This window comes from Neisseria sp. HMSC070F02, assembly GCF_001814225.1.
GTDB classification, from domain to species: domain Bacteria; phylum Pseudomonadota; class Gammaproteobacteria; order Burkholderiales; family Neisseriaceae; genus Neisseria; species Neisseria meningitidis.
On the sequence record NZ_KV815387.1, the window covers coordinates 6,643 to 28,965 of the forward strand.

A 22,323-nucleotide genomic window follows, 5' to 3' on the forward strand; every position below is an offset into this window, starting at 1 on the left:
TAGATTCCCGCCTGCGCGGGAATGACGATATTTCAGTTTTCTGTTTTGATTTTTTGTTTTTGCGGGAATGACAATATAGTGGATTAACAAAAATCAGGACAAGGCGAACGAAACGCAGACAGTACAGATAGTACGGAACCGATTCACTTGGTGCTTAGCACCTTTAGAGAATCGTTCTCTTCGAGCTAGGGCGAGGCACAACGCCGTACTGGTTTTTGTTAATCCACTATAAATGACGATATAAGTATTTTTATTTTAATCCGCCATATTAACGCACTCGGCCAAACAGCATAAAGGCACGGGCAGCCCGATTTGGATTGACCTATTTCCCCGACACCCTCGCCATCAGCTCGTCCGCCAAGGCAAGATACGCCTTGGTACCCTTTGCCTGCGCGTCGTAAGCCATAACCGGCATACCGTGGCTCGGGGCTTCCGCAAGACGGATATTGCGCGGGATGGCGGTTTCAAAAAGCAAATCCCCGAAATGGCTGCGCAACTGTTCGCTGACTTCGGCAACCAGCCTGCTGCGGCTGTCGTACATCGTGCGCACGATGCCCGTGATGTCCAAATCGGGATTGACCGCCTGACGGATTTTGCGCACGGTTGCAATCAAATCGGAAATCCCTTCCAGCGCGTAATATTCGCACAACATCGGCACAATCACGCCGCCCGCCGCCACCAAGCCGTTAAGCGTCAACAGCGTCAGCGAAGGCGGACAGTCGATCAGGATAAAGTCGTAATCTTCCGCCACTGCCTTGAGTGCGTTTTTCAAACGCACTTCCCGGGCGATTTCCTGCACCAGCTCGATTTCCGCACCGGCCAGCGCGCGGTTCGCACCCAACACAGCGTATCCGCCCTCTTTGCTGCGTACCGTCGCCGATTTCACGTCCGCATCGCCCAATAAGACCTGATAAACGCCGGACTGCAAACCCGCCTTGTCGATACCGCTGCCCGTCGTCGCATTGCCCTGCGGATCCAAATCAACCACCAGCACGCGTTTGCCGCGCGATGCCAGCGAAGCCGCCAAATTTACCGTCGTCGTCGTTTTGCCCACACCGCCCTTCTGATTGGCGATGGCAAGGATGTTCGCACTCATGTCCCGCCCGTGTCCCGTCTGATGTTGAAAAAAGAAAAACAGTGCGGAATTTTACCTTTATCCGCACAAAAAAGGTATTCATGCCGTCTGAAGTGCGCTCAACGCTTGCGGAGTATGACGATATGGCGTTCCGCATCCAAGCCCGGCACGTCAAGCCTTTGGACTTTTTCGACGCACACATCCTGCGGCAGGTGGTCGATTTCCCCCTGCGGATACACGCCCTTCATCGCCGCCCAGTAGCCGCCGTCTTTCAACAGATGCGCCGTCCACGACACAAAATCCGCCAGTTCTGCAAACGCACGGCTGGTAATCACGTCGGCACGCACGTCCGAAACCGCCTCCACGCGTCCGGATACCACGCGCACATTGTCCAATCCCAACTCGATAACCGCCTGCTGTAAAAAAGCCGTTTTCTTCGTATTCGCATCCAAAAGGGTTATCTGCACATCCGGACGGCACACCGCCGCCGGAATGCCGGGCTGTCCTCCGCCCGAACCGACATCCAGCATCGTCTGTGCGCCTTCGATATAGGGCAGCAGCGTCAGGCTGTCCAAAAGATGATGGACAATCATTTTTTCCTCGTCGCGCAGGGCGGTCAGATTGTAGGTTTTGTTCCACTTTTTCAACAAATCCACATAGGCCAAAAGCCTGTCCTGCGCCGTTTCCGAAATATCCAGCCCCATCGCAGCAATGCCCGATTGTAGGCGTTCTTTACGTTCCATATCTGCTTCCTATCCATATTCAGGCGTAATGTTAGCGGAAAAACATGCCGTCTGAAACCGCGTGTCGGGTTTCAGACGGCATTTCCCGTTCCGTCCTATTTTTTCCTGTGGAACACCACCAGCTGCACTGGCGCGCGCGTCAAGCGTTTGGGCAGCGTCAGCATCGCCACCAGCCACACGGCAAACGCATATTCCAACACCGCCTCCCCGCGCAGCCCGCCCAAGGCGGCACTGCCCAACAACAGTTCGAAAATCCAAGCCACCGCCGCCGCCGCGCAAGCCGCCACGCCTGACAGAAACAGCGCGTAACGCGAATGCCGCCGCATCATCTTTTTGTACGCCAGTTTCGTCAGACCCGCCGACACAACCACATTCAAAAACGCAAACACACCGAACACAAACCAAACAGTGCTGTCCCAACCGCCACGCCAGCCGAATCCGCCGTCCGACACCGACACCAGCAGCCCCGTCCGTCCGAACGCAAATGCCAAGGCATCATGCACCGACAGTGCGAACGGCAGCGTCAAAAACACCAGCCCCGCAAACAAAGCCGCATAGGGATATTTCTCGTTCACATACATCACCGACTCTCCTCACGAAGCAAACCGCATTATACCGTGCAAAACTTTGCCAGCAGCCCGAAAAGTTGCAGAAACAACCGTTCATATATATCATAACGAAAAAAGCCGGTGTAGCTCAGTCGGTAGAGCAGCGCATTCGTAACGCGAAGGTCGGGGGTTCGATTCCCTTCTCCGGCACCAATACCAAGCACAGACCCTCCCTATCCCAGGAAGCCTGTGCTTTTTCACATTTCCGCTTCAGACGGCAACCGATATGAACACCTCGCAACGCAACCGCCTTTCCAGCCGCTGGCTCAACTCCTACGAACGCTACCGCTACCGCCGCCTCATCCACTCCGTCCGGCTTGGCGGAGCCGTCCTGTTCGCCACCGCACTCGCCCGGCTGTTCCACCTCCAACACGGCGAATGGATAGGCATGACCGTCTTCGTCGTCCTCGGCATGCTCCAGTTTCAAGGGGCGATTTACTCCAAGGCGGTGGAACGTATGCTCGGTACGGTCATCGGGCTGGGCGCGGGTTTGGGCGTTTTATGGCTGAACCAGCATTATTTCCACGACAATCTCCTCTTCTACCTCACCGTCGGCACGGCAAGCGCACTGGCCGGTTGGGCGGCGGTCGGCAAAAACGGTTACGTCCCCATGCTGGCGGGGCTGACGATGTGCATGCTCATCGGCGACAACGGCAGCGAATGGCTCGACAGCGGACTCATGCGCGCGATGAACGTCCTCATCGGCGCGGCCATCGCCATCGCCGCCGCCAAACTGCTGCCGCTGAAATCCACACTGATGTGGCGTTTCATGCTTGCCGACAACCTGACCGACTGCAGCAAAATGATTGCCGAAATCAGCAACGGCAGGCGCATGACCCGCGAACGCCTCGAAGAGAACATGGCGAAAATGCGCCAAATCAACGCACGCATGGTCAAAAGCCGCAGCCACCTCGCCGCCACATCGGGCGAAAGCCGCATCAGCCCCGCCATGATGGAAGCCATGCAGCACGCCCACCGTAAAATTGTCAACACCACCGAGCTGCTCCTGACCACTGCCGCCAAGCTGCAATCTCCCAAACTCAACGGCAGCGAAATCCGGCTGCTCGACCGCCACTTCACACTGCTCCAAACCGACCTGCAACAAACCGTCGCCCTTATCAACGGCAGACACGCCCGCCGCATCCGCATCGACACCGCTATCAACCCCGAACTGGAAGCCCTCGCCGAACACCTCCACTACCAATGGCAGGGCTTCCTCTGGCTCAGCACCAATATGCGTCAGGAAATTTCCGCCCTCGTCATCCTGCTGCAACGCACCCGCCGCAAATGGCTGGATGCCCACGAACGCCAACACCTGCGCCAAAGCCTGCTTGAAACACGGGAACACGGCTGACGGTCGGACACGATGCCGTCTGAAACGCCTGTCGCTTCAGACGGCATCCCCAATCCGCCTACCTTGTCGTTATGCCCGAATAACGGTACTATTCGCGGTTAACGGTCTTTATGCCGTCTGAACGGCTTGAAACGCGTTCAGACGGTCTCCCGCCCACCTTATCCCACCGAAAGAACAATATGATCAACGATATTCAAAAAACAGCCGAAGGCAAAATGCAGCGTTCGGTCGAAGTACTGAAAGAAAATCTGGCGAAAGTGCGTACCGGCCGCGCGCATACCGGCCTGCTCGACCAAGTGGAAGTCGAATACTGGGGCAGCATGGTCCCCGTCAGCCAAGTTGCCAACGTAACGCTTCTGGACGCGCGCACCATCGGCGTGAAACCGTTTGAGGGCAATATGGCGGTCAAAGTCGAGAAAGCCATCCGCGATTCAAACTTGGGGCTGAACCCGGCAGCTGTCGGCGACCTGATCCGCGTGCCGATGCCCATGCTGACCGAAGAACGCCGCAAAGACCTGATTAAAGTCGTACGCGGCGAAGCGGAAGAAGGCCGCGTCTCCATCCGCAACGTGCGCCGCGATGCCAACGACCACATCAAAAAACTCCTCAAAGACAAAGAAATTTCCGAAGACGAGGCACGTCGCGGCGAAGAAGCGGTTCAAAAACTGACCGACAAATACATTACCGAAGCCGACAAACTCCTGACTGCCAAAGAAGAAGATTTGATGGCAATTTAACCTGCACGGTTCGGCGTTCAGACGGCATTTGAATGCCGAACCGCGAAAGGCAGACATGAAAAGCAGCACGCAGGCCGTTTTGGAACACACCGCCATTCCCAAGCATATCGCCGTGATTATGGACGGCAACGGCCGTTGGGCGAAAAAACGTTTCCTCCCGCGCATAATGGGACACAAACGCGGTTTGGACGCATTGGAAAATATGGTGAAGCATTGCGCCAAACTGGGTGTGCAATATCTGACCGTGTTTGCCTTTTCAACCGAAAACTGGCGCCGCCCCGAAGACGAAGTTTCGTTCCTGATGGGGCTGTTTTTACAGGCTTTGCAAAAACAGGTACGTCGCCTGCACGAAAACAATATGCGCCTGAAGATATTGGGCAGCCGCGAACGCTTCAACCGGCAGATTCTGCAAGGCATCGAAGAGGCGGAAGCGTTGACGGCAAACAATACCGGCCTGACCCTGAGCATTGCCGCCGATTACGGCGGCCGCTGGGATATTTTGCAGGCGGCAAACAAACTGATTGCCGAAGGCGTATCCGAGATTACGGAAGACACGCTGGCGAAACACTTGATGCTGGGCGATGCACCGGAACCGGATTTGTTCATCCGCACCGGCGGCGAAACGCGCATCAGCAATTTCCTGCTCTGGCAGATGGCATATGCAGAACTGTATTTCACCGATATTTTGTGGCCCGATTTTGACGGCAAGGCTTTGGACGATGCCGTCGCTTCGTTCCAAAAACGCGAACGGCGGTTCGGACGCACCTCCGAGCAACTGCCTATCGAACAGCAAAGGAACTGAATATGCTGAAACAACGGGTGATAACTGCTATGTGGCTGCTGCCGCTGATGCTGGGCATGCTGTTTTACGCGCCGCAATGGTTGTGGGCTGCATTTTGCGGACTGATTGCCCTGATTGCCTTGTGGGAATATGCCCGTATGAGCGGTTTGTGCAAAATTAAAACCAACCATTACCTCGCCGCAACCTTGGTTTTCGGCGTGGTTGCCTATGCGGGCGGCTGGATGCTGCCTAATTTGGTTTGGTATGTTGTTTTGGCATTTTGGCTCGCCATCATGCCTTTGTGGTTGAGATTCAAATGGAGGCTCAACGGCGGTTGGCAGGTTTATGCCGTCGGTTGGCTTCTGGTCATGCCGTTTTGGTTCGCGCTCGTATCCCTGCGCCCGCACCCTGATGATGCCCTGCCGCTGCTCGCCGTGATGGGTTTGGTGTGGGTTGCCGATGTTTTCGCGTATTTCAGCGGCAAGGCGTTCGGCAAACACAAAATCGCACCGGCAATCAGCCCCGGCAAAAGCTGGGAAGGCGCAATCGGCGGCGCGGTTTGCGTGGCCGTGTACATGACCGCCGTACGAAGTGCCGGCTGGCTGGCATTCGATACAGGCTGGTTCGATACCGTGTTAATCGGTTTGGTGCTGACCGTCGTCAGCGTATGCGGCGACCTTTTGGAAAGCTGGCTCAAGCGCGCGGCAGGCATCAAAGACAGCAGCAACCTGCTGCCCGGACACGGCGGCGTGTTCGACCGTACCGACAGCCTGATTGCCGTTATCAGCGTCTATGCGGCGATGATGTCGGTTTTAAATTGATTCTATGCCGTCTGAAAACGCTTCAGACGGCATCCGGTATAAAGTTATCCCCATTATGACACCACAAGTCCTGACCATATTAGGCAGTACCGGCAGCATAGGCGAAAGCACGCTGGACGTTGTCTCCCGCCACCCCGAAAAATTCCGCGTATTCGCGCTGGCAGGGCATAAGCAGGTCGAGAAACTGGCGGCTCAATGTCAAACGTTCCGCCCCGAATATGCCGTCGTTGCCGATACGGAACACGCCGCCCGGCTTGAAGCCCTGTTGAAACACGACGGCACGGCGACACAGGTTTTACACGGCGCGCAGGCATTGGTTGACGTTGCGTCTGCCGACGAAGTCGGCGGTGTCATGTGCGCCATCGTCGGGGCGGCGGGGCTGCCTTCCGCGCTCGCAGCGGCGCAAAAAGGCAAAACTATTTATCTGGCGAACAAAGAGACGTTGGTGGTTTCCGGCGCGTTGTTTATGGAAACCGCCCGTGCAAACAGCGCGGCAGTGTTACCCGTCGACAGCGAACACAACGCCGTTTTCCAAGTTTTGCCGCGCGATTACACAGGTCGTCTGAACGAACACGGCATCCGTTCGATTATCCTGACCGCTTCCGGCGGCCCATTTTTAACGACCGATTTAAACACGTTCGACAGCATTACGCCCGACCAAGCGGTCAAACACCCCAATTGGCGTATGGGACGCAAAATCTCCGTCGATTCCGCCACCATGATGAACAAAGGTTTGGAGCTGATTGAAGCGCATTGGCTGTTCAACTGTCCGCCCGACAAACTCGAAGTCGTCATCCATCCGCAATCCGTGATACACAGCATGGTGCGCTACCGCGACGGCTCCGTGTTGGCGCAACTGGGCAATCCCGATATGCGAACGCCCATCGCTTATTGTTTGGGTTTGCCCGAGCGCATCGATTCGGGTGTCGGCGACCTGGATTTCGACGCATTGTCCGCGCTGACCTTCCAAAAGCCCGACTTTGACCGCTTCCCCTGCCTGAAGCTCGCCTATGAAGCCATGAACGCGGGCGGGGTCGCGCCCTGCGTATTGAACGCCGCCAACGAAGCCGCCGTCGCCGCCTTTTTGGACGGACAGATTAAGTTTACCGACATTGCCAAAACCGTCGCCCATTGTCTTTCACAAGACTTTTCAGACGGCATAGGCGACATAGGGGGGCTCTTGGCGCAAGATGCCCGGACACGCGCACAAGCGCGGGCATTTATCGGCACACTGCGCTGATGCCGTCTGAACACCGTTATCAAAGGAAAACCATTTGCACACCCTTCTAGCTTTTATCTTCGCCATCCTGATTTTGGTCAGCCTGCACGAGTTCGGACACTACATCGTTGCCAGATTGTGCGGCGTCAAAGTCGTACGCTTTTCCGTCGGCTTCGGCAAACCGTTTTTCACCCGAAAGCGCGGCGACACCGAATGGTGCCTCGCCCCGATTCCGTTGGGCGGTTACGTCAAAATGGTCGATACGCGCGAAGGCGAAGTATCAGAAGCCGATTTACCCTACGCTTTTGACAAACAACACCCCGCCAAACGCATCGCCATCGTCGCCGCCGGCCCGCTGACCAATCTCGCACTGGCGGTTTTGCTGTACGGACTGAGCTTTTCCTTCGGCGTAACCGAACTGCGCCCCTACGTCGGCACAGTCGAACCCGACACCATTGCCGCCCGCGCCGGCTTCCAAAGCGGCGACAAAATACAATCCGTCAACGGCACACCCGTTGCAGATTGGGGCGGCGCGCAAACCGAAATCGTCCTCAACCTCGAAGCCGGCAAAGTCGCCGTCGGCGTTCAGACGGCATCGGGCGCGCAAACCGTCCGCACCATCGATGCCGCAGGCACGCCGGAAGCCGGTAAAATCGCAAAAAACCAAGGCTACATCGGACTGATGCCCTTTAAAATCACAACCGTTGCCGGCGGCGTGGAAAAAGGCAGCCCCGCCGAAAAAGCAGGCCTGAAACCGGGCGACAGGCTGACTGCCGCCGACGGCAAACCCATCGCCTCATGGCAGGAATGGGCAAACCTGACCCGCCAAAGCCCCGGCAAAAAAATCACCCTGACCTACGAACGCGCCGGACAAACCCATACCGCCGACATCCGCCCCGATACTGTCGAACAGTCCGACCACACCCTGATCGGGCGCGTCGGCCTCCGTCCGCAGCCGGACAGGGCGTGGGACGCGCAAATCCGCCGCAGCTACCGTCCGTCTGTTATCCGCGCATTCGGCATGGGCTGGGAAAAAACCGTTTCCCACTCGTGGACAACCCTCAAATTTTTCGGCAAACTAATCAGCGGCAACGCCTCCGTCAGCCATATTTCCGGCCCGCTGACCATTGCCGACATTGCCGGACAGTCCGCCGAACTCGGCTTGCAAAGTTATTTGGAATTTTTGGCACTGGTCAGCATCAGCCTCGGCGTGCTGAACCTGCTGCCCGTCCCCGTTTTGGACGGCGGCCACCTCGTGTTTTATACTGCCGAATGGATACGCGGCAAACCTTTGGGCGAACGCGTCCAAAACATCGGTTTGCGCTTCGGGCTTGCCCTCATGATGCTGATGATGGCGGTCGCCTTCTTCAACGACGTTACCCGGCTGCTCGGTTAGATTTTACGTTTCGGAATGCCGTCTGAAACCGCATTCCGCACCACAAGGAACTGACAATGAAACTGAAACAGATTGCTTCCGCACTGATGGTCTTGGGCATATCGCCTTTGGCACTTGCCGACTTCACCATCCAAGACATCCGCGTCGAAGGCTTGCAGCGTACCGAGCCGAGTACCGTATTCAACTACCTGCCCGTCAAAGTCGGCGACACCTACAACGACACACACGGCAGTGCCATCATCAAAAGCCTGTACGCCACCGGTTTCTTTGACGACGTACGCGTCGAGACTGCGGACGGGCAGCTCCTGCTGACCGTCATCGAACGCCCCACCATCGGCTCGCTCAACATCACCGGCGCAAAAATGCTGCAAAACGACGCCATTAAGAAAAACCTCGAATCGTTCGGGCTGGCGCAGTCGCAATACTTTAATCAGGCGACACTCAATCAGGCAGTCGCCGGCCTGAAAGAAGAATACCTCGGGCGCGGCAAACTCAATATCCAAATCACGCCCAAAGTAACCAAACTCGCCCGCAACCGCGTCGACATCGACATCACGATTGACGAGGGCAAATCCGCCAAAATCACCGACATCGAATTTGAAGGCAACCAAGTCTATTCCGACCGCAAACTGATGCGGCAGATGTCGCTGACCGAAGGCGGCATTTGGACATGGCTGACACGAAGCAACCAATTCAACGAGCAGAAATTTGCCCAAGACATGGAAAAAGTAACCGACTTCTACCAGAACAACGGCTACTTCGATTTCCGCATCCTCGATACCGACATCCAAACCAACGAAGACAAAACCAAGCAGACCATCAAAATCACCGTCCACGAAGGCGGACGTTTCCGTTGGGGCAAAGTCTCCATCGAAGGCGACACCAACGAAGTCCCCAAAGCCGAACTGGAAAAACTGCTGACCATGAAGCCCGGCAAATGGTACGAACGCCAGCAGATGACCGCCGTTTTGGGTGAGATTCAGAACCGCATGGGCTCGGCAGGCTACGCATACAGCGAAATCAGCGTACAGCCGCTGCCAAACGCCGAAACCAAAACCGTCGATTTCGTCCTGCACATCGAACCGGGCCGGAAAATCTACGTCAACGAAATCCACATCACCGGCAACAACAAAACCCGCGACGAAGTCGTGCGCCGCGAATTGCGCCAAATGGAATCCGCGCCTTACGACACCTCCAAGCTGCAACGCTCCAAAGAGCGCGTCGAGCTTTTGGGCTACTTCGACAACGTACAGTTTGATGCCGTCCCGCTTGCCGGCACACCCGACAAAGTCGATTTGAACATGAGCCTGACCGAACGTTCCACCGGCTCGCTCGACTTGAGCGCGGGCTGGGTACAGGATACCGGCCTGGTCATGTCCGCAGGCGTTTCCCAAGACAACCTGTTCGGTACGGGCAAGTCGGCCGCCCTGCGCGCCTCACGAAGCAAAACCACGCTCAACGGCTCGCTGTCGTTTACCGACCCGTACTTCACGGCAGACGGGGTCAGCCTGGGCTACGATGTTTACGGAAAAGCCTTCGACCCGCGCAAAGCATCGACCAGCATCAAACAATATAAAACCACCACGGCAGGCGCAGGCATCCGCATGAGCGTGCCTGTTACCGAATACGACCGCGTGAATTTCGGTTTGGTGGCAGAACACCTGACCGTCAACACCTACAACAAAGCGCCCAAACACTATGCCGACTTTATCAAGAAATACGGCAAAACCGACGGCACAGACGGCAGCTTCAAAGGCTGGCTGTACAAAGGTACCGTCGGCTGGGGGCGCAACAAAACCGACAGCGCGTTATGGCCGACGCGCGGCTACCTGACGGGCGTGAACGCCGAAATCGCCCTGCCCGGCAGCAAACTGCAATACTACTCCGCCACCCACAACCAAACCTGGTTCTTCCCCTTAAGCAAAACCTTCACGCTGATGCTCGGCGGCGAAGTCGGCATTGCAGGCGGCTACGGCAGAACCAAAGAAATCCCCTTCTTTGAAAACTTCTACGGCGGCGGCCTGGGTTCGGTACGAGGTTACGAAAGCGGCACGCTCGGTCCGAAAGTCTATGACGAATACGGCGACAAGATCAGCTACGGCGGCAACAAAAAAGCCAACGTTTCCGCCGAACTGCTCTTCCCGATGCCGGGTGCGAAAGACGCACGCACCGTCCGCCTGAGCCTGTTTGCCGATGCAGGCAGCGTGTGGGACGGCAAAACCTACGACGACAACAGCAGTTCCGCGACCGGCGGCAGGGTTCAAAACATTTACGGCGCCGGCAATACCCATAAATCCACCTTTACCAACGAATTGCGCTATTCCGCCGGCGGCGCGGTTACCTGGCTCTCGCCTTTAGGCCCGATGAAATTCAGCTACGCCTACCCGCTGAAGAAAAAACCGGAAGACGAAATCCAACGCTTCCAATTCCAACTCGGCACGACGTTCTAATCCCGCAAATGCCGTCTGAAGCCCTTCAGACGGCATTTCGCGGCAACATCCGAAGGAGTTTTACCATGACCCGTTTGACCCGCGCGTTTGCCGCGGCTCTGATCGGTTTGTGCTGCACCGCAGGCGCGCACGCCGACACCTTCCAAAAAATCGGCTTTATCAACACCGAGCGCATCTACCTCGAATCCAAGCAGGCGCGCAAGATTCAAAAAACGCTGGACAGCGAATTTTCCGCCCGTCAGGACGAATTGCAAAAACTGCAACGCGAAGGTCTGGATTTGGAAAGGCAGCTTGCCGAAGGCAAACTCAGAAACGCAAAAAAGGCGCAAGCCGAAGAAAAATGGCGCGGGCTGGTCGCAGCGTTCCGCAAAAAACAGGCTCAGTTTGAAGAAGACTACAACCTCCGCCGCAACGAAGAGTTTGCCTCCCTCCAGCAAAACGCCAACCGCGTCATCGTCAAAATCGCCAAACAGGAAGGTTACGATGTCATTTTGCAGAACGTGATTTACGTCAACACCCAATACGACGTTACCGACAGCGTCATTAAAGAAATGAACGCCCGCTGACCCTTTCAGACGGCATACCGAACAGGAAAACCATGATTCCGGCCACCTACACCCTGTCCCAAATCACCGCGCGGCTCGGCGGCGAATGGCGCGGCGAGGACATTTCCGTTACCGCCGTGCGCCCGCTCGCAGACGCGCAGGCGGAACACATCAGCTTCCTTGCCAATCCGAAATACAAAGCCGAAGTCCACGACAGCAGCGCGGGCGCGGTCATCGTTTCCGCCAAAGCGGCAGACGGATTTGAAGGGCGCAACCTGATTGTCGCCGATGACCCCTATCTCTATTTCGCCAAAGTCGCCCGCCTGTTTTCACCCGTCGTCAAAGCGCGCGGCGGCATCCATCCGACCGCCGTCGTCGAACCGAGCGCGACCGTTCCCGCAAACTGCGAAATCGGCGCGAACGCCTACATCGGCGCAAACACCGTGCTCGGCGAAGGCTGCCGCATCTTGGCAAACGCCGTCGTCCAACACGATTGCAAACTGGGCGACGAAGTCGTCCTGCATCCCAACGCCGTCGTTTATTACGGCTGTACACTGGGCAGACGCGTCGAAATCCACAGCGGCGCAGTCATCGGCGCGGACGGTTTCGGACTCGCTTTTGCCGGCGATTCATGGTTTAAAATCCCGCAAACCGGCGCGGTAACGCTGGGCGACGACGTAGAAATCGGCTCGAACACCAACATCGACCGCGGCGCGATGAGCGACACCACCGTCGGCAACGGCACCAAAATCGACAACCAAGTCCAAATCGGACACAACTGCAAAATCGGTTCGCACACCGTCATCGCCGCCAAAACCGGCATCTCAGGCAGCGTAACCATAGGCAGCTACTGCATCATCGGCGGTGGCGTCGGTACGGTCGGACACATCGAAATCGCCGACAAAACCACCATCGGCGGCGGCACGTCCGTCACCCACAGCATTACCGAAAGCGGCAAACACCTCGCCGGCATCTTCCCGATGTCCACCCATAAAGAATGGGCGCGCAACGCTGTTTACATCCACCGCTTAAGCGAAATGAACAAACGCCTCAAAACGCTGGAACAGCAGCTTTCAGACGGCAAAGACACGCAATAAATCCAAACCGACTTTATTCAAGGAATACGACAGACATGGACGTTCAACTCCCCATCGAAGCCAAAGACATCCAAAAACTCATCCCCCACCGCTATCCGTTTCTCCAGCTCGACCGCATCACCGCCTTCGAGCCGATGAAAACCCTGACCGCCATCAAAAACGTCACCATAAACGAACCCCAGTTCCAAGGCCATTTCCCCGACCTGCCCGTGATGCCCGGCGTACTCATCATCGAAGCGATGGCGCAGGCGTGCGGCACGTTGGCGATTTTGAGCGAAGGCGGGCGCAAAGAAAACGAATTCTTCTTCTTCGCCGGCATAGACGAAGCCCGTTTCAAACGCCAAGTCATCCCCGGCGACCAACTCGTCTTTGAAGTCGAGCTGCTGACCAGCCGGCGCGGCATCGGCAAATTCAACGCCGTTGCCAAAGTGGACGGGCAAGTCGCCGTCGAAGCCATCATCATGTGTGCCAAACGCGTGGTTTGAGTGTTCAGAAAAAGGTCGTCTGAAAGTTTTCAGACGACCTGTTGCCGTCGCGCATCTTCGCGGCAACACGACAGGAAAGGAAAAACATGACCCTCATCCACCCGACCGCCGTCATCGACCCCAAAGCCGAACTCGACTCCGGCGTCAAAGTCGGCGCGTACACTGTTATCGGCCCCAACGTCCAAATCGGCGCGAATACCGAAATCGGTCCGCACGCCGTCATCAACGGCCACACCAGCATCGGCGAAAACAACCGCATTTTCCAATTTGCCAGCCTCGGCGAAATTCCGCAGGACAAAAAATACCGCGACGAGCCGACCAAGCTGATTATCGGCAACGGCAACACCATCCGCGAATTCACCACCTTTAATTTAGGCACGGTAACCGGCATCGGCGAAACCCGTATCGGCGACGACAACTGGATTATGGCGTACTGCCACCTCGCGCACGACTGCGTGGTCGGCAACCACACCATCTTCGCCAACAACGCCTCGCTTGCCGGACACGTTACCGTCGGCGACTACGTCGTTTTGGGCGGCTACACGCTGGTTTTCCAATTCTGCCGCATCGGCGACTACGCCATGACCGCGTTTGCCGCAGGCGTACACAAAGACGTGCCGCCCTACTTTATGGCATCGGGCTACCGCGCCGAACCGGCGGGGCTCAACAGCGAAGGTATGCGCCGCAACGGTTTTACCGCAGAGCAGATTTCCGCCGTCAAAGACGTGTACAAAACCCTCTACCATCGCGGCATTCCGTTTGAAGAAGCCAAGGCAGACATTCTCCGCCGCGCCGAAACCCAAGCCGAGCTTGCCGTATTCCGAGACTTTTTCGCACAATCGGCGCGCGGCATCATCCGCTGACCGTACCCTTTTGATGCCGTCTGAAACCCCGAAAGCGTTTCAGACGGCATCGGTTTTTTTAAAGCGGTATATTGTTTGATCGATGCATCATTTTGTAGATTTCAGAAGTATGGCAGTCGGCAGCATTGATGATTTCTGCCGCCCGCCACATCCCCATTCGGACATTTCATTGTGACCTCCGCCGCTGCTTTTAAAGAATTGCAAACAATTTCCGCAGCTTGAACCGACCTGCTTTCGGAGAAAAAACCAAAAGTATTTTTCAAAAGAACATATTGTCTTATTGAATATTCTGTGCTGAAATTACAGGACACTACAAAAGTGGTGTTTTAAAAATAAAACAGACAAAGGAGAAAGCCATGCAATTGTTTTTAGACAATCTCAAAGCCTTTTTCGAAACCGTCAGCGGCTGGGTCTGGGGATCTGTTATGTTGATGCTGCTGGTCGGCACCGGCATTGTGCTGACCGTTATGCTGAAAGGCTTGCAGTTCACTATGTTGGGCTATGCGCTGAAACAGGCGTTTGTGCCGTCAAAGAAGCATGAAGACGGCGAAGACCACGAAGGCGATATTTCCCATTTTGCGGCGTTGATGACCGCGCTGTCCGCCACCATCGGTACGGGCAACATCGCCGGCGTGGCGACTGCGGTGGTAACCGGCGGCCCGGGCGCGGTATTTTGGATGTGGATAACCGCCATTTTCGGTATGGCAACCAAATACGGCGAGGGCGTGTTGGCGGTGAAATACCGCGTCACCAACTCCAAAGGCGAAATGTCCGGCGGCCCGATGTATTACATCGAAAACGGCTTGGGCAAAAACTGGAAATGGATGGCCGTCGCATTTGCGCTGTTCGGCACACTCGCTTCCTTCGGTATCGGCAGCTCGGTGCAGTCCAACTCGGTTGCACAGGCGGTGCAAACCAGCTTCGGTATCGAACCTGCCTATACCGGCATTACGTTGACCGTTCTGACTGCCGTTGTCGTTTTAGGTGGTATTAAAGGCATCGCCAAAGCCGCTTCTTTCATCGTGCCTGCTATGGCGGTGTTTTATGTGTTGGGCGGTCTTTCCATTATCGCGATTAATTCCGATGCACTGATGCCCGCCGTCAAGCTGATTTTCTCCGATGCGTTCAGCGCGCAGGCAGTGGCGGGCGGCGCTATCGGTACGGTCATCCGCTACGGCGTGGCGCGCGGCGTGTTCTCCAATGAGGCGGGTATGGGTTCTGCACCGATTGCCGCCGCAGCCGCGAAAACCGACCACCCCGTCCGTCAGGCTTTGGTTTCCATGACCGGTACGTTTTTGGACACCATCGTCGTTTGCTCGATTACCGGCATTATTTTGGTGATGGGTCTGCTCGGCGCAGGCGGCGAGTTTGTCAAACCTGAATTGAGCGGCGCGGCACTGACAACCGTCACATTCCAAAAAATGCTGCCCGGCATCGGCGGCTGGATTGTTACCATCGGCCTGATTTTCTTTGCCTACTCAACCATTTTGGGCTGGTGCTATTACGGCGAAAAATGCGCGGTGTATGTTTTCGGCGAGAAATTTGCCGGTTTGTACCGCGTGGGTTATGTTTCTTCCGTTATGCTGGGTACCGTGTTGAGCCTTGATTTGGTGTGGCTGGCTTCGGACACATTCAACGGCTTGATGGCATTGCCCAACCTGATTGCACTTTTATTGATGGCGAAAGTCATCGTCAATGAAACGCGCGACTTCAAACAAAAAATCACAAACGGCGAATTGCCGCATTAATATCCGAGGCCGTCTGAATCCGAATATTCAGACGGCACGGCATATTAAGTCTGTTTTGAAAAAGTCGGAGGGAGAAACATGAAAGTGCTTGTTTTAGGTGCGGGTGTTGCCGGCGTGTCTTCCGCGTGGTATCTGGCAGAGGCCGGACATGAAGTAACGGTCATCGACCGCGCCGAGGGTGTGGCGATGGAAACCAGTTTTGCCAATGCAGGCCAGCTTTCTTACGGCTATACCACGCCTTGGGCTGCACCCGGTATTCCGACCAAAGCACTGAAATGGCTGTTTAAAAGCCATCCGCCTTTGCTGTTTCGCCCCGACGGCAGCCTGTATCAAATCGAATGGCTGTGGCGGATGCTGCAAAACTGCACGGCATCCCGCTATCAAATCAATAAAGAGCGCATGGTCAGGATGTCCGAATACAGCCGTGAAATGTTCCGCCGTTTTGAAGCGCAAACCGGCATGAATTTTGAGGGACGCAAAAAAGGGACGTTGCAGGTTTTCCGCCAAACCAAAGAAGTCGAAGCGGCAAAACAAGACATTGCCGTTTTGGAACGCTACGGCGTGCCGTACCGCCGTCTGAAACCCGAAGAATGTGCAGAATTTGAGCCTGCGCTGGCACGCGTTACCGCCAAAATTGCCGGCGGCCTGCACCTGCCTGCAGATGCGACCGGCGACTGCCACCTCTTCACTGAAAACCTATACAAATTGTGTCAGGAAAAGGGCGTACAGTTTCATTTCAACCAAACCATCAGCCGCATCGACCATAACGGGCTGCGCATCAAAGCCGTTGAAACCGAAACAGGGCGGTTTGAAGCAGATGCCGTTGTCTGTGCGCTCGGCTGCTTCAGTAGGACTGTGTTGGCGCAGTTAGACCTCGATCTGCCGATTTATCCCGTCAAAGGCTATTCCTTGACCCTGCCGGTCACCAATTCAGACGGCGCGCCGGTGTCCACCGTTTTGGATGAAAGCTACAAAGTCGCTATCACGCGCTTTGACAACAGAATCCGCGTCGGCGGCATGGCGGAATTGTCGGGCTACGAAATCAAACTGCCCGAAAAACGCCGCGAAACCTTGGCTTTGGTCGTCAACGATTTGTTCCCGGAAGGCGGCGATTTGAGCCAAGCATTGTTCTGGAGCGGCCTCAGACCGATGACGCCCGACAGCACGCCGTTAATCGGCCGCACCCGCTTTGAAAACTTATTCTTGAATACAGGCCACGGCACTTTGGGCTGGACCATGTCGCTGGGTTCGGCAAAATTAACCGCCGATATCGTGAGCGGCAAAGACACCGAAATCCGAAGCGACGATTTGAGCCTGTCGCGCTATCAGGCTTAAGCTGGAAAGCGATAAGGTTTAGCGACATTTCAAATTTAAAGGCCGTCTGAAAATCATTTTTCAGACGGCCTTTTGTTTCAAAATTCGGTTATCCAATCAATAAAATAAATAATAACTATTATCATATACATTAAAAAGTGTTAGTCTGAACCTGTCCCAGCTTTTAGCGCAGGTTTTCTCATGCCCGATTTTTCGATGTCCAATTTGGCCGTTGCCTTTTCCATCACATTGGCTGCCGGTTTGTTTACCGTATTAGGCAGCGGCTTGGTGATGTTTTCCAAAACGCCCAATCCGCGCGTGTTGTCGTTTGGTTTGGCATTTGCCGGCGGTGCGATGGTGTATGTTTCCCTGACGGAGATTTTCAGTAAGTCCAGCGAGGCGTTCGCTGAAATTTATGATAAAGACCACGCGTTTGCGGCGGCGACCATGGCATTTTTGGCAGGGATGGGCGGCATTGCGCTGATTGACCGTCTGGTGCCGAACCCGCATGAAACTTTAGACGCGCAAGACCCGTCGTTTCAAGAAAGCAAACGCCGCCATATCGCGCGAGTCGGCATGATGGCGGCGTTTGCGATTACTGCGCACAATTTCCCCGAAGGCTTGGCGACGTTTTTTGCCACATTGGAAAATCCAGCAGTCGGGATGCCTTTGGCCTTGGCGATTGCCATCCATAATATTCCGGAGGGCATTTCCATCGCCGCGCCGGTTTATTTTGCCACCCGCAGCCGTAAGAAAACGGTGTGGGCGTGTCTGCTATCCGGCTTGGCCGAGCCGTTGGGGGCGGCTTTGGGCTATTTGGTTTTGCAGCCGTTTTTGTCGCCTGCCGTGTTTGGTTCGGTATTCGGCGTGATAGCCGGTGTGATGGTGTTTTTGGCGTTGGACGAGCTGCTGCCGGCTGCCAAACGCTATTCAGACGGCCATGAAACCGTTTACGGCCTGACAATGGGCATGGCGGTGATTGCCGTCAGCCTGGTATTGTTCCATTTTTAAAACCTGTATGCCAAAGGCCGTCTGAAATGATTCAGACGGCCTTTTTGCGTTATAATCCGCACATCAAAAATAACCTTAATTTCACAAAGTTCCATCATGTTAGACAAATACAATCCAGCCGAAATCGAATCCAAGCACTATCAAAACTGGGAAAGCCAAGGCTATTTCCAACCTGATATGGATTTGACCAAACCGTCTTTTTCCATCCAACTGCCGCCGCCCAATGTAACCGGCACGCTGCACATGGGTCATGCCTTCAACCAAACCATTATGGACGGCCTGACCCGCTACTACCGTATGAAAGGCTGCAACACCGCCTGGATTCCCGGCACCGACCACGCGGGCATCGCCACGCAAATCGTGGTCGAGCGTCAGCTTGCCGCGCAAAACGTGTCCCGTCATGACTTGGGTCGTGAAAAATTCTTGGAAAAAGTGTGGGAATGGAAAGAAGTTTCCGGCGGCACGATTACGCAGCAGATGCGCCGTGTGGGCTGTTCTGCCGACTGGACGCGCGAGTATTTCACAATGGACGATGTACGCGCCGAAACCGTAACCGAAGTGTTCGTACGCCTGTATGAACAGGGCTTGATTTATCGCGGCAAACGCTTGGTGAACTGGGATCCGGTATTGGGTACCGCAGTGTCTGATTTGGAAGTGGAAAGCGTGGAAGAACAAGGCTCTATGTGGCACATCCGCTATCCGCTGGCGGACAATCCTGCCGAAGCCGTCATCGTCGCCACCACCCGTCCCGAAACGCTGTTGGGCGACGTTGCCGTTGCCGTCAATCCCGAAGACGAACGTTATACCCACTTAATCGGCAAAGAATTAATCCTGCCGCTGACCGGCCGCACCATTCCCGTGATTGCCGACGAATACGTTGAAAAAGACTTCGGCACCGGCTGCGTGAAAATCACGCCTGCGCACGACTTCAACGACTACGAAGTCGGCAAACGCCACGATACGCGCTTGGTTAATGTGTTCGACTTGGAAGCCAAAGTATTGGCAAACGCCGAAGTGTTCAACTTCAAAGGCGAAGCGCAACCAAGCTTTGCCCTGCCTGAAAAATACGCAGGCTTGGACCGCTTTGCCGCGCGCAAACAAATGGTTGCCGATTTGCAGGAACAAGGTTTCTTGGTCGAAATCAAAGCGCACACGCTGATGACGCCGAAAGGCGACCGTACCGGTTCCGTGATTGAGCCGATGCTGACCAGCCAATGGTTTGTCGCCATGTCCGCCACGCCAAACGGCGGCGAGCCTGACAGCGAATTCAAAGGCTTAAGCCTTGCTGACAAAGCCAAAAAAGCCGTCGACAGCGGCGCGGTGCGCTTTATCCCCGAAAACTGGGTCAACACCTACAACCAATGGATGAACAACATCCAAGACTGGTGTATCTCACGCCAACTGTGGTGGGGCCATCAAATCCCTGCATGGTACGACAACGAAGGCAATGTGTATGTTGCCCGCAATCAGGAAGAAGCCGAAAAACAAGCCGGCAAAACAGGCTTGACTCGCGAAGAAGACGTATTGGATACATGGTTCTCCTCCGCGCTTGTGCCGTTCTCCACACTCGGCTGGCCGTCTGAAACCGACGAACTCAAAGCCTTCCTGCCGTCCAATGTCTTAGTAACCGGCTACGAAATCATCTTCTTCTGGGTGGCGCGCATGATTATGATGACCACCCACTTTACCGGCAAAGTACCGTTTAAAGACGTGTACATCCACGGCATCGTGCGCGACCACGAAGGCAAAAAAATGTCCAAATCCGAAGGCAACGTCATCGACCCTGTGGATTTGATTGACGGCATCGACTTGGAAAAACTGCTGGTAAAACGTACAACCGGTCTGCGCAAACCCGAAACCGCACCGAAAGTGGAAGAAGCCACCAAAAAACTCTTCCCCGAAGGCATCCCCAGCATGGGCGCGGACGCATTGCGCTTTACCATGGCGAGCTACGCCAGCCTCGGCCGCAGCGTGAACTTCGACTTCAAACGCGCCGAAGGCTACCGCAACTTCTGCAACAAAATCTGGAACGCCACCAACTTCGTCTTGATGAACACCGAAAACCAAGACTGCGGCTACGGAGCAACCGCCACCGAGCCTCGCGGCTACTCTTTCCCAGACATGTGGATCATAGGCCGTCTGAATCAGACCATCGAACAGGTTACGCAAGCCTACGAAACCTACCGCTTTGATTTGGCGGCGGAAACCCTGTACAGCTTCGTATGGAACGACTATTGCGACTGGTATTTGGAACTCGCCAAAGTGCAGCTTCAAACCGGCTGCGCCAGCCGCCAGCGCGCCACACGCCATACCTTATTGCGCGTACTCGAAGCCGCCCTACGCCTGCTGCACCCGATTATTCCGTTCATTACCGAAGAACTGTGGCAAACCGTCGCTCCTATGTGCGACGCGAAAACCGCCGACAGCATCATGCTCGCCCGCTTCCCCGAAGCCGACGGCGGCGATATTGTTCAGACGGCATTCGAGCAAATGACCGTGTTGCAGGATTTGATTGGCGCAGTCCGCAACCTGCGCGGCGAAATGGGCATCCAGCCTAATGTCAAAGCTCCGCTGTTTGTCGAAAGCGCGGACGACTTGGCGGACTACCTCAAATACCTGCCGATGATGACCCGCCTGACCGAAGCACGGCAAGTCGCCGCCCTACCCGAAAGCGAAGACGCGCCCGTCGCCGTCTGCAACGGCGCGCGCCTGATGCTGAAAGTCGAAATCGACAAAGCCGCCGAAACCGCCCGTTTGAGCAAAGAAGCCGAGAAGCTGCAAAAAGCCTTGGACAAACTCAACGCCAAACTCTCCAAACCCGGCTACACCGAAAAAGCCCCGGCGCATTTGGTGGAAAAAGACAAAGCCGATTTGGCGGAATTGGAAGACAAAATGGCAAAAGTGCAAACTCAGTTGTCGAAGTTGAAAGACTGATTTGATTGAATCAACAAGGCCGTCTGAAAAATGTTTTTCAGACGGCCTCTTTTATAGTGGATTAACAAAAATCAGGACAAGGCGACCGAAGCCGCAGACAGTACAGTCGGTGTAGAAATCAACACCTCCTGACAGGACGTTCGACCCTTGAGCCTGTGGTTAATTTGCTGAAAATGCACACCCAAAGCAGTGCCTGCGGCAGTAACGCTGGGGAACGCGAGTGTGGAGTTGCAACCCGTGATGACGGTAAGCGGGCGAATGGAAACCCTAGCATGGGCAACCTTGCCAAAATTCTTGATTTCGACATTTAAATCCATAAAAAACAAACTCCTGCAAAAGCTAGGAGTTTATTATAGCACGAAGTTTCGAGATTACGGCATTACTTTGTACCTGTTACAGACAAGGTTGTCGGGGGACGAACGTCCGTCGAGCTTGGTTCGTATAGAGCCGTAGGAGGTGTTTAGGGCTTTGGCGGCAGCTTGTACGCTGGGGAACGAGAGTGTTTCGCCTGTGGCGGTGTCGAGGATGGAGACTGACCGACCCCTAGAGGCCAAAACGGAGGTTGATAAAACTAAACCACAGGCAGGACAGCCGTGTTTGGAACGGATAAATGCTTGCCCCGCAGAAACAGTCTGCACCCCGTGTGTAGGGCAAACAATGGTTATAGGTCGTGCCACCCCATTGAACGAAAGAATTTTGAAGTTCTTAGAGGGGAAAGTTTCATCAGCAAGGGTTTGAAATGTTTTAATGGTGTACCGCATAACTCACTCCGTATAAGTGCAAAAGATTTTATACGAAAACATAAAAATTTTCAAATTTTTTGAGACCTACCTGATACCCTGCGCAAGCACAATGCAAAGAAAAAGGCTATACGTCTTTACCAAATCTTTACATAAATTATCAGAAAACCACTTGCACAAAACAACAAGGAGGCGCATAATACACCCTGTAGTTAGATAGATAGTAAGGAGATAACCAATGACTTAGCACCTGCCCCCCGCGCCTGCGACTAGTGGGCATTACTCAATCTTCACACTTAAATCACTTGCAGGACTTAACAACCCATGCAGTAGTACACACATCAACAAATCAGGCTGGTACGCCTTGGCAATAGTACGGCAAGGCGAGGCAACGCCGTACTG

Annotated in this window: 20 protein-coding genes and 1 tRNA gene; 16 read left to right on the forward strand and 5 right to left on the reverse strand. The window is 55.0% G+C overall.

The genetic code is table 11. From position 1 onward, the window contains the following. Positions 1 to 322: 322 nt before the first annotated feature. The 3 genes from HMPREF2959_RS03340 to HMPREF2959_RS03350 all read right to left on the reverse strand — a co-directional run bounded on the left by HMPREF2959_RS03340 (position 323) and on the right by HMPREF2959_RS03350 (position 2,399). The gene (locus tag HMPREF2959_RS03340; RefSeq protein WP_002220195.1) at positions 323 to 1,096 is read right to left on the reverse strand and encodes a ParA family protein; all 774 of its coding nucleotides are present in this window, start codon (positions 1,094 to 1,096) and stop codon (positions 323 to 325) included. A 98-nt stretch (positions 1,097 to 1,194) separates the two neighbouring features. After that, entirely contained in the window at positions 1,195 to 1,818 is a 624-nt protein-coding gene (gene rsmG / locus HMPREF2959_RS03345; RefSeq protein ID WP_002243197.1) for a 16S rRNA (guanine(527)-N(7))-methyltransferase RsmG, read from the reverse strand. A gap of 95 nt (positions 1,819 to 1,913) precedes the next feature. After that, positions 1,914 to 2,399 (reverse strand): hypothetical protein, encoded by a 486-nt coding sequence (locus HMPREF2959_RS03350; RefSeq protein ID WP_002240206.1) that lies wholly within the window; start codon positions 2,397 to 2,399, stop codon positions 1,914 to 1,916. A gap of 104 nt (positions 2,400 to 2,503) precedes the next feature. Here HMPREF2959_RS03350 and HMPREF2959_RS03355 point away from each other — a divergent pair. The 16 genes from HMPREF2959_RS03355 (at position 2,504) to HMPREF2959_RS03430 (ending at position 21,181) form a co-directional block, all read left to right on the forward strand. Beyond that, positions 2,504 to 2,579 (forward strand) — tRNA-Thr (locus tag HMPREF2959_RS03355). A gap of 73 nt (positions 2,580 to 2,652) precedes the next feature. Continuing rightward, entirely contained in the window at positions 2,653 to 3,780 is a 1,128-nt protein-coding gene (locus HMPREF2959_RS03360) for an FUSC family protein (protein WP_002243196.1), read from the forward strand. Between the two features lie 179 nt (positions 3,781 to 3,959). After that, a complete protein-coding gene (gene frr / locus HMPREF2959_RS03365) occupies positions 3,960 to 4,517 on the forward strand; it encodes a ribosome recycling factor (RefSeq protein WP_002218593.1) in 558 nt (185 codons plus the stop codon). A gap of 55 nt (positions 4,518 to 4,572) precedes the next feature. Next, entirely contained in the window at positions 4,573 to 5,319 is a 747-nt protein-coding gene (locus HMPREF2959_RS03370; protein WP_002218592.1) for an isoprenyl transferase, read from the forward strand. Positions 5,320 to 5,321: 2 nt separating this feature from the next. Continuing rightward, positions 5,322 to 6,119 carry a phosphatidate cytidylyltransferase gene (locus tag HMPREF2959_RS03375; RefSeq protein WP_002224787.1) on the forward strand — a complete coding sequence of 266 codons (798 nt, stop codon included), beginning with the start codon at positions 5,322 to 5,324 and terminating at the stop codon, positions 6,117 to 6,119. A 4-nt stretch (positions 6,120 to 6,123) separates the two neighbouring features. Further along, positions 6,124 to 7,359, forward strand: a complete 1,236-nt coding sequence (ispC, locus tag HMPREF2959_RS03380) for a 1-deoxy-D-xylulose-5-phosphate reductoisomerase (RefSeq protein WP_180295925.1) — start codon at positions 6,124 to 6,126, stop codon at positions 7,357 to 7,359. Between the two features lie 34 nt (positions 7,360 to 7,393). Next, on the forward strand, positions 7,394 to 8,734 hold the full coding sequence (gene rseP / locus HMPREF2959_RS03385; RefSeq protein WP_002243194.1) for an RIP metalloprotease RseP: 1,341 nt from the start codon (positions 7,394 to 7,396) through the stop codon (positions 8,732 to 8,734). A gap of 56 nt (positions 8,735 to 8,790) precedes the next feature. Continuing rightward, positions 8,791 to 11,184, forward strand: a complete 2,394-nt coding sequence (gene bamA, locus HMPREF2959_RS03390) for an outer membrane protein assembly factor BamA (RefSeq protein WP_070696391.1) — start codon at positions 8,791 to 8,793, stop codon at positions 11,182 to 11,184. Between the two features lie 65 nt (positions 11,185 to 11,249). Next, the gene (locus HMPREF2959_RS03395) at positions 11,250 to 11,750 is read left to right on the forward strand and encodes an OmpH/Skp family outer membrane protein (RefSeq protein WP_002216262.1); all 501 of its coding nucleotides are present in this window, start codon (positions 11,250 to 11,252) and stop codon (positions 11,748 to 11,750) included. Positions 11,751 to 11,782: 32 nt separating this feature from the next. After that, positions 11,783 to 12,826: a UDP-3-O-(3-hydroxymyristoyl)glucosamine N-acyltransferase gene (gene lpxD, locus HMPREF2959_RS03400; protein ID WP_002216261.1), complete on the forward strand. Its 1,044-nt coding sequence runs from the start codon at positions 11,783 to 11,785 to the stop codon at positions 12,824 to 12,826. Positions 12,827 to 12,861: 35 nt separating this feature from the next. Continuing rightward, entirely contained in the window at positions 12,862 to 13,311 is a 450-nt protein-coding gene (gene fabZ, locus HMPREF2959_RS03405; RefSeq protein ID WP_002218583.1) for a 3-hydroxyacyl-ACP dehydratase FabZ, read from the forward strand. Positions 13,312 to 13,397: 86 nt separating this feature from the next. After that, positions 13,398 to 14,174 carry an acyl-ACP--UDP-N-acetylglucosamine O-acyltransferase gene (gene lpxA, locus HMPREF2959_RS03410; RefSeq protein WP_002236607.1) on the forward strand — a complete coding sequence of 259 codons (777 nt, stop codon included), beginning with the start codon at positions 13,398 to 13,400 and terminating at the stop codon, positions 14,172 to 14,174. Between the two features lie 356 nt (positions 14,175 to 14,530). Further along, entirely contained in the window at positions 14,531 to 15,922 is a 1,392-nt protein-coding gene (locus HMPREF2959_RS03415) for an alanine/glycine:cation symporter family protein (RefSeq protein WP_002243192.1), read from the forward strand. Positions 15,923 to 16,000: 78 nt separating this feature from the next. Next, positions 16,001 to 17,257 carry a D-amino acid dehydrogenase gene (locus tag HMPREF2959_RS03420; RefSeq protein ID WP_002216256.1) on the forward strand — a complete coding sequence of 419 codons (1,257 nt, stop codon included), beginning with the start codon at positions 16,001 to 16,003 and terminating at the stop codon, positions 17,255 to 17,257. Positions 17,258 to 17,437: 180 nt separating this feature from the next. Continuing rightward, the gene (gene zupT, locus HMPREF2959_RS03425; RefSeq protein WP_002215472.1) at positions 17,438 to 18,247 is read left to right on the forward strand and encodes a zinc transporter ZupT; all 810 of its coding nucleotides are present in this window, start codon (positions 17,438 to 17,440) and stop codon (positions 18,245 to 18,247) included. Between the two features lie 96 nt (positions 18,248 to 18,343). Then, the gene (locus tag HMPREF2959_RS03430) at positions 18,344 to 21,181 is read left to right on the forward strand and encodes a valine--tRNA ligase (protein WP_002238609.1); all 2,838 of its coding nucleotides are present in this window, start codon (positions 18,344 to 18,346) and stop codon (positions 21,179 to 21,181) included. A 71-nt stretch (positions 21,182 to 21,252) separates the two neighbouring features. On the opposite strand, the gene HMPREF2959_RS10760 is transcribed toward HMPREF2959_RS03430, so the two are convergent. Further along, the gene (locus HMPREF2959_RS10760) at positions 21,253 to 21,498 is read right to left on the reverse strand and encodes a DNA-binding protein (protein WP_246829030.1); all 246 of its coding nucleotides are present in this window, start codon (positions 21,496 to 21,498) and stop codon (positions 21,253 to 21,255) included. Between the two features lie 54 nt (positions 21,499 to 21,552). After that, positions 21,553 to 21,942, reverse strand: a complete 390-nt coding sequence (locus HMPREF2959_RS03435) for a DUF723 domain-containing protein (RefSeq protein WP_002231539.1) — start codon at positions 21,940 to 21,942, stop codon at positions 21,553 to 21,555. Between the last annotated feature and the right edge of the window lie 381 nt (positions 21,943 to 22,323).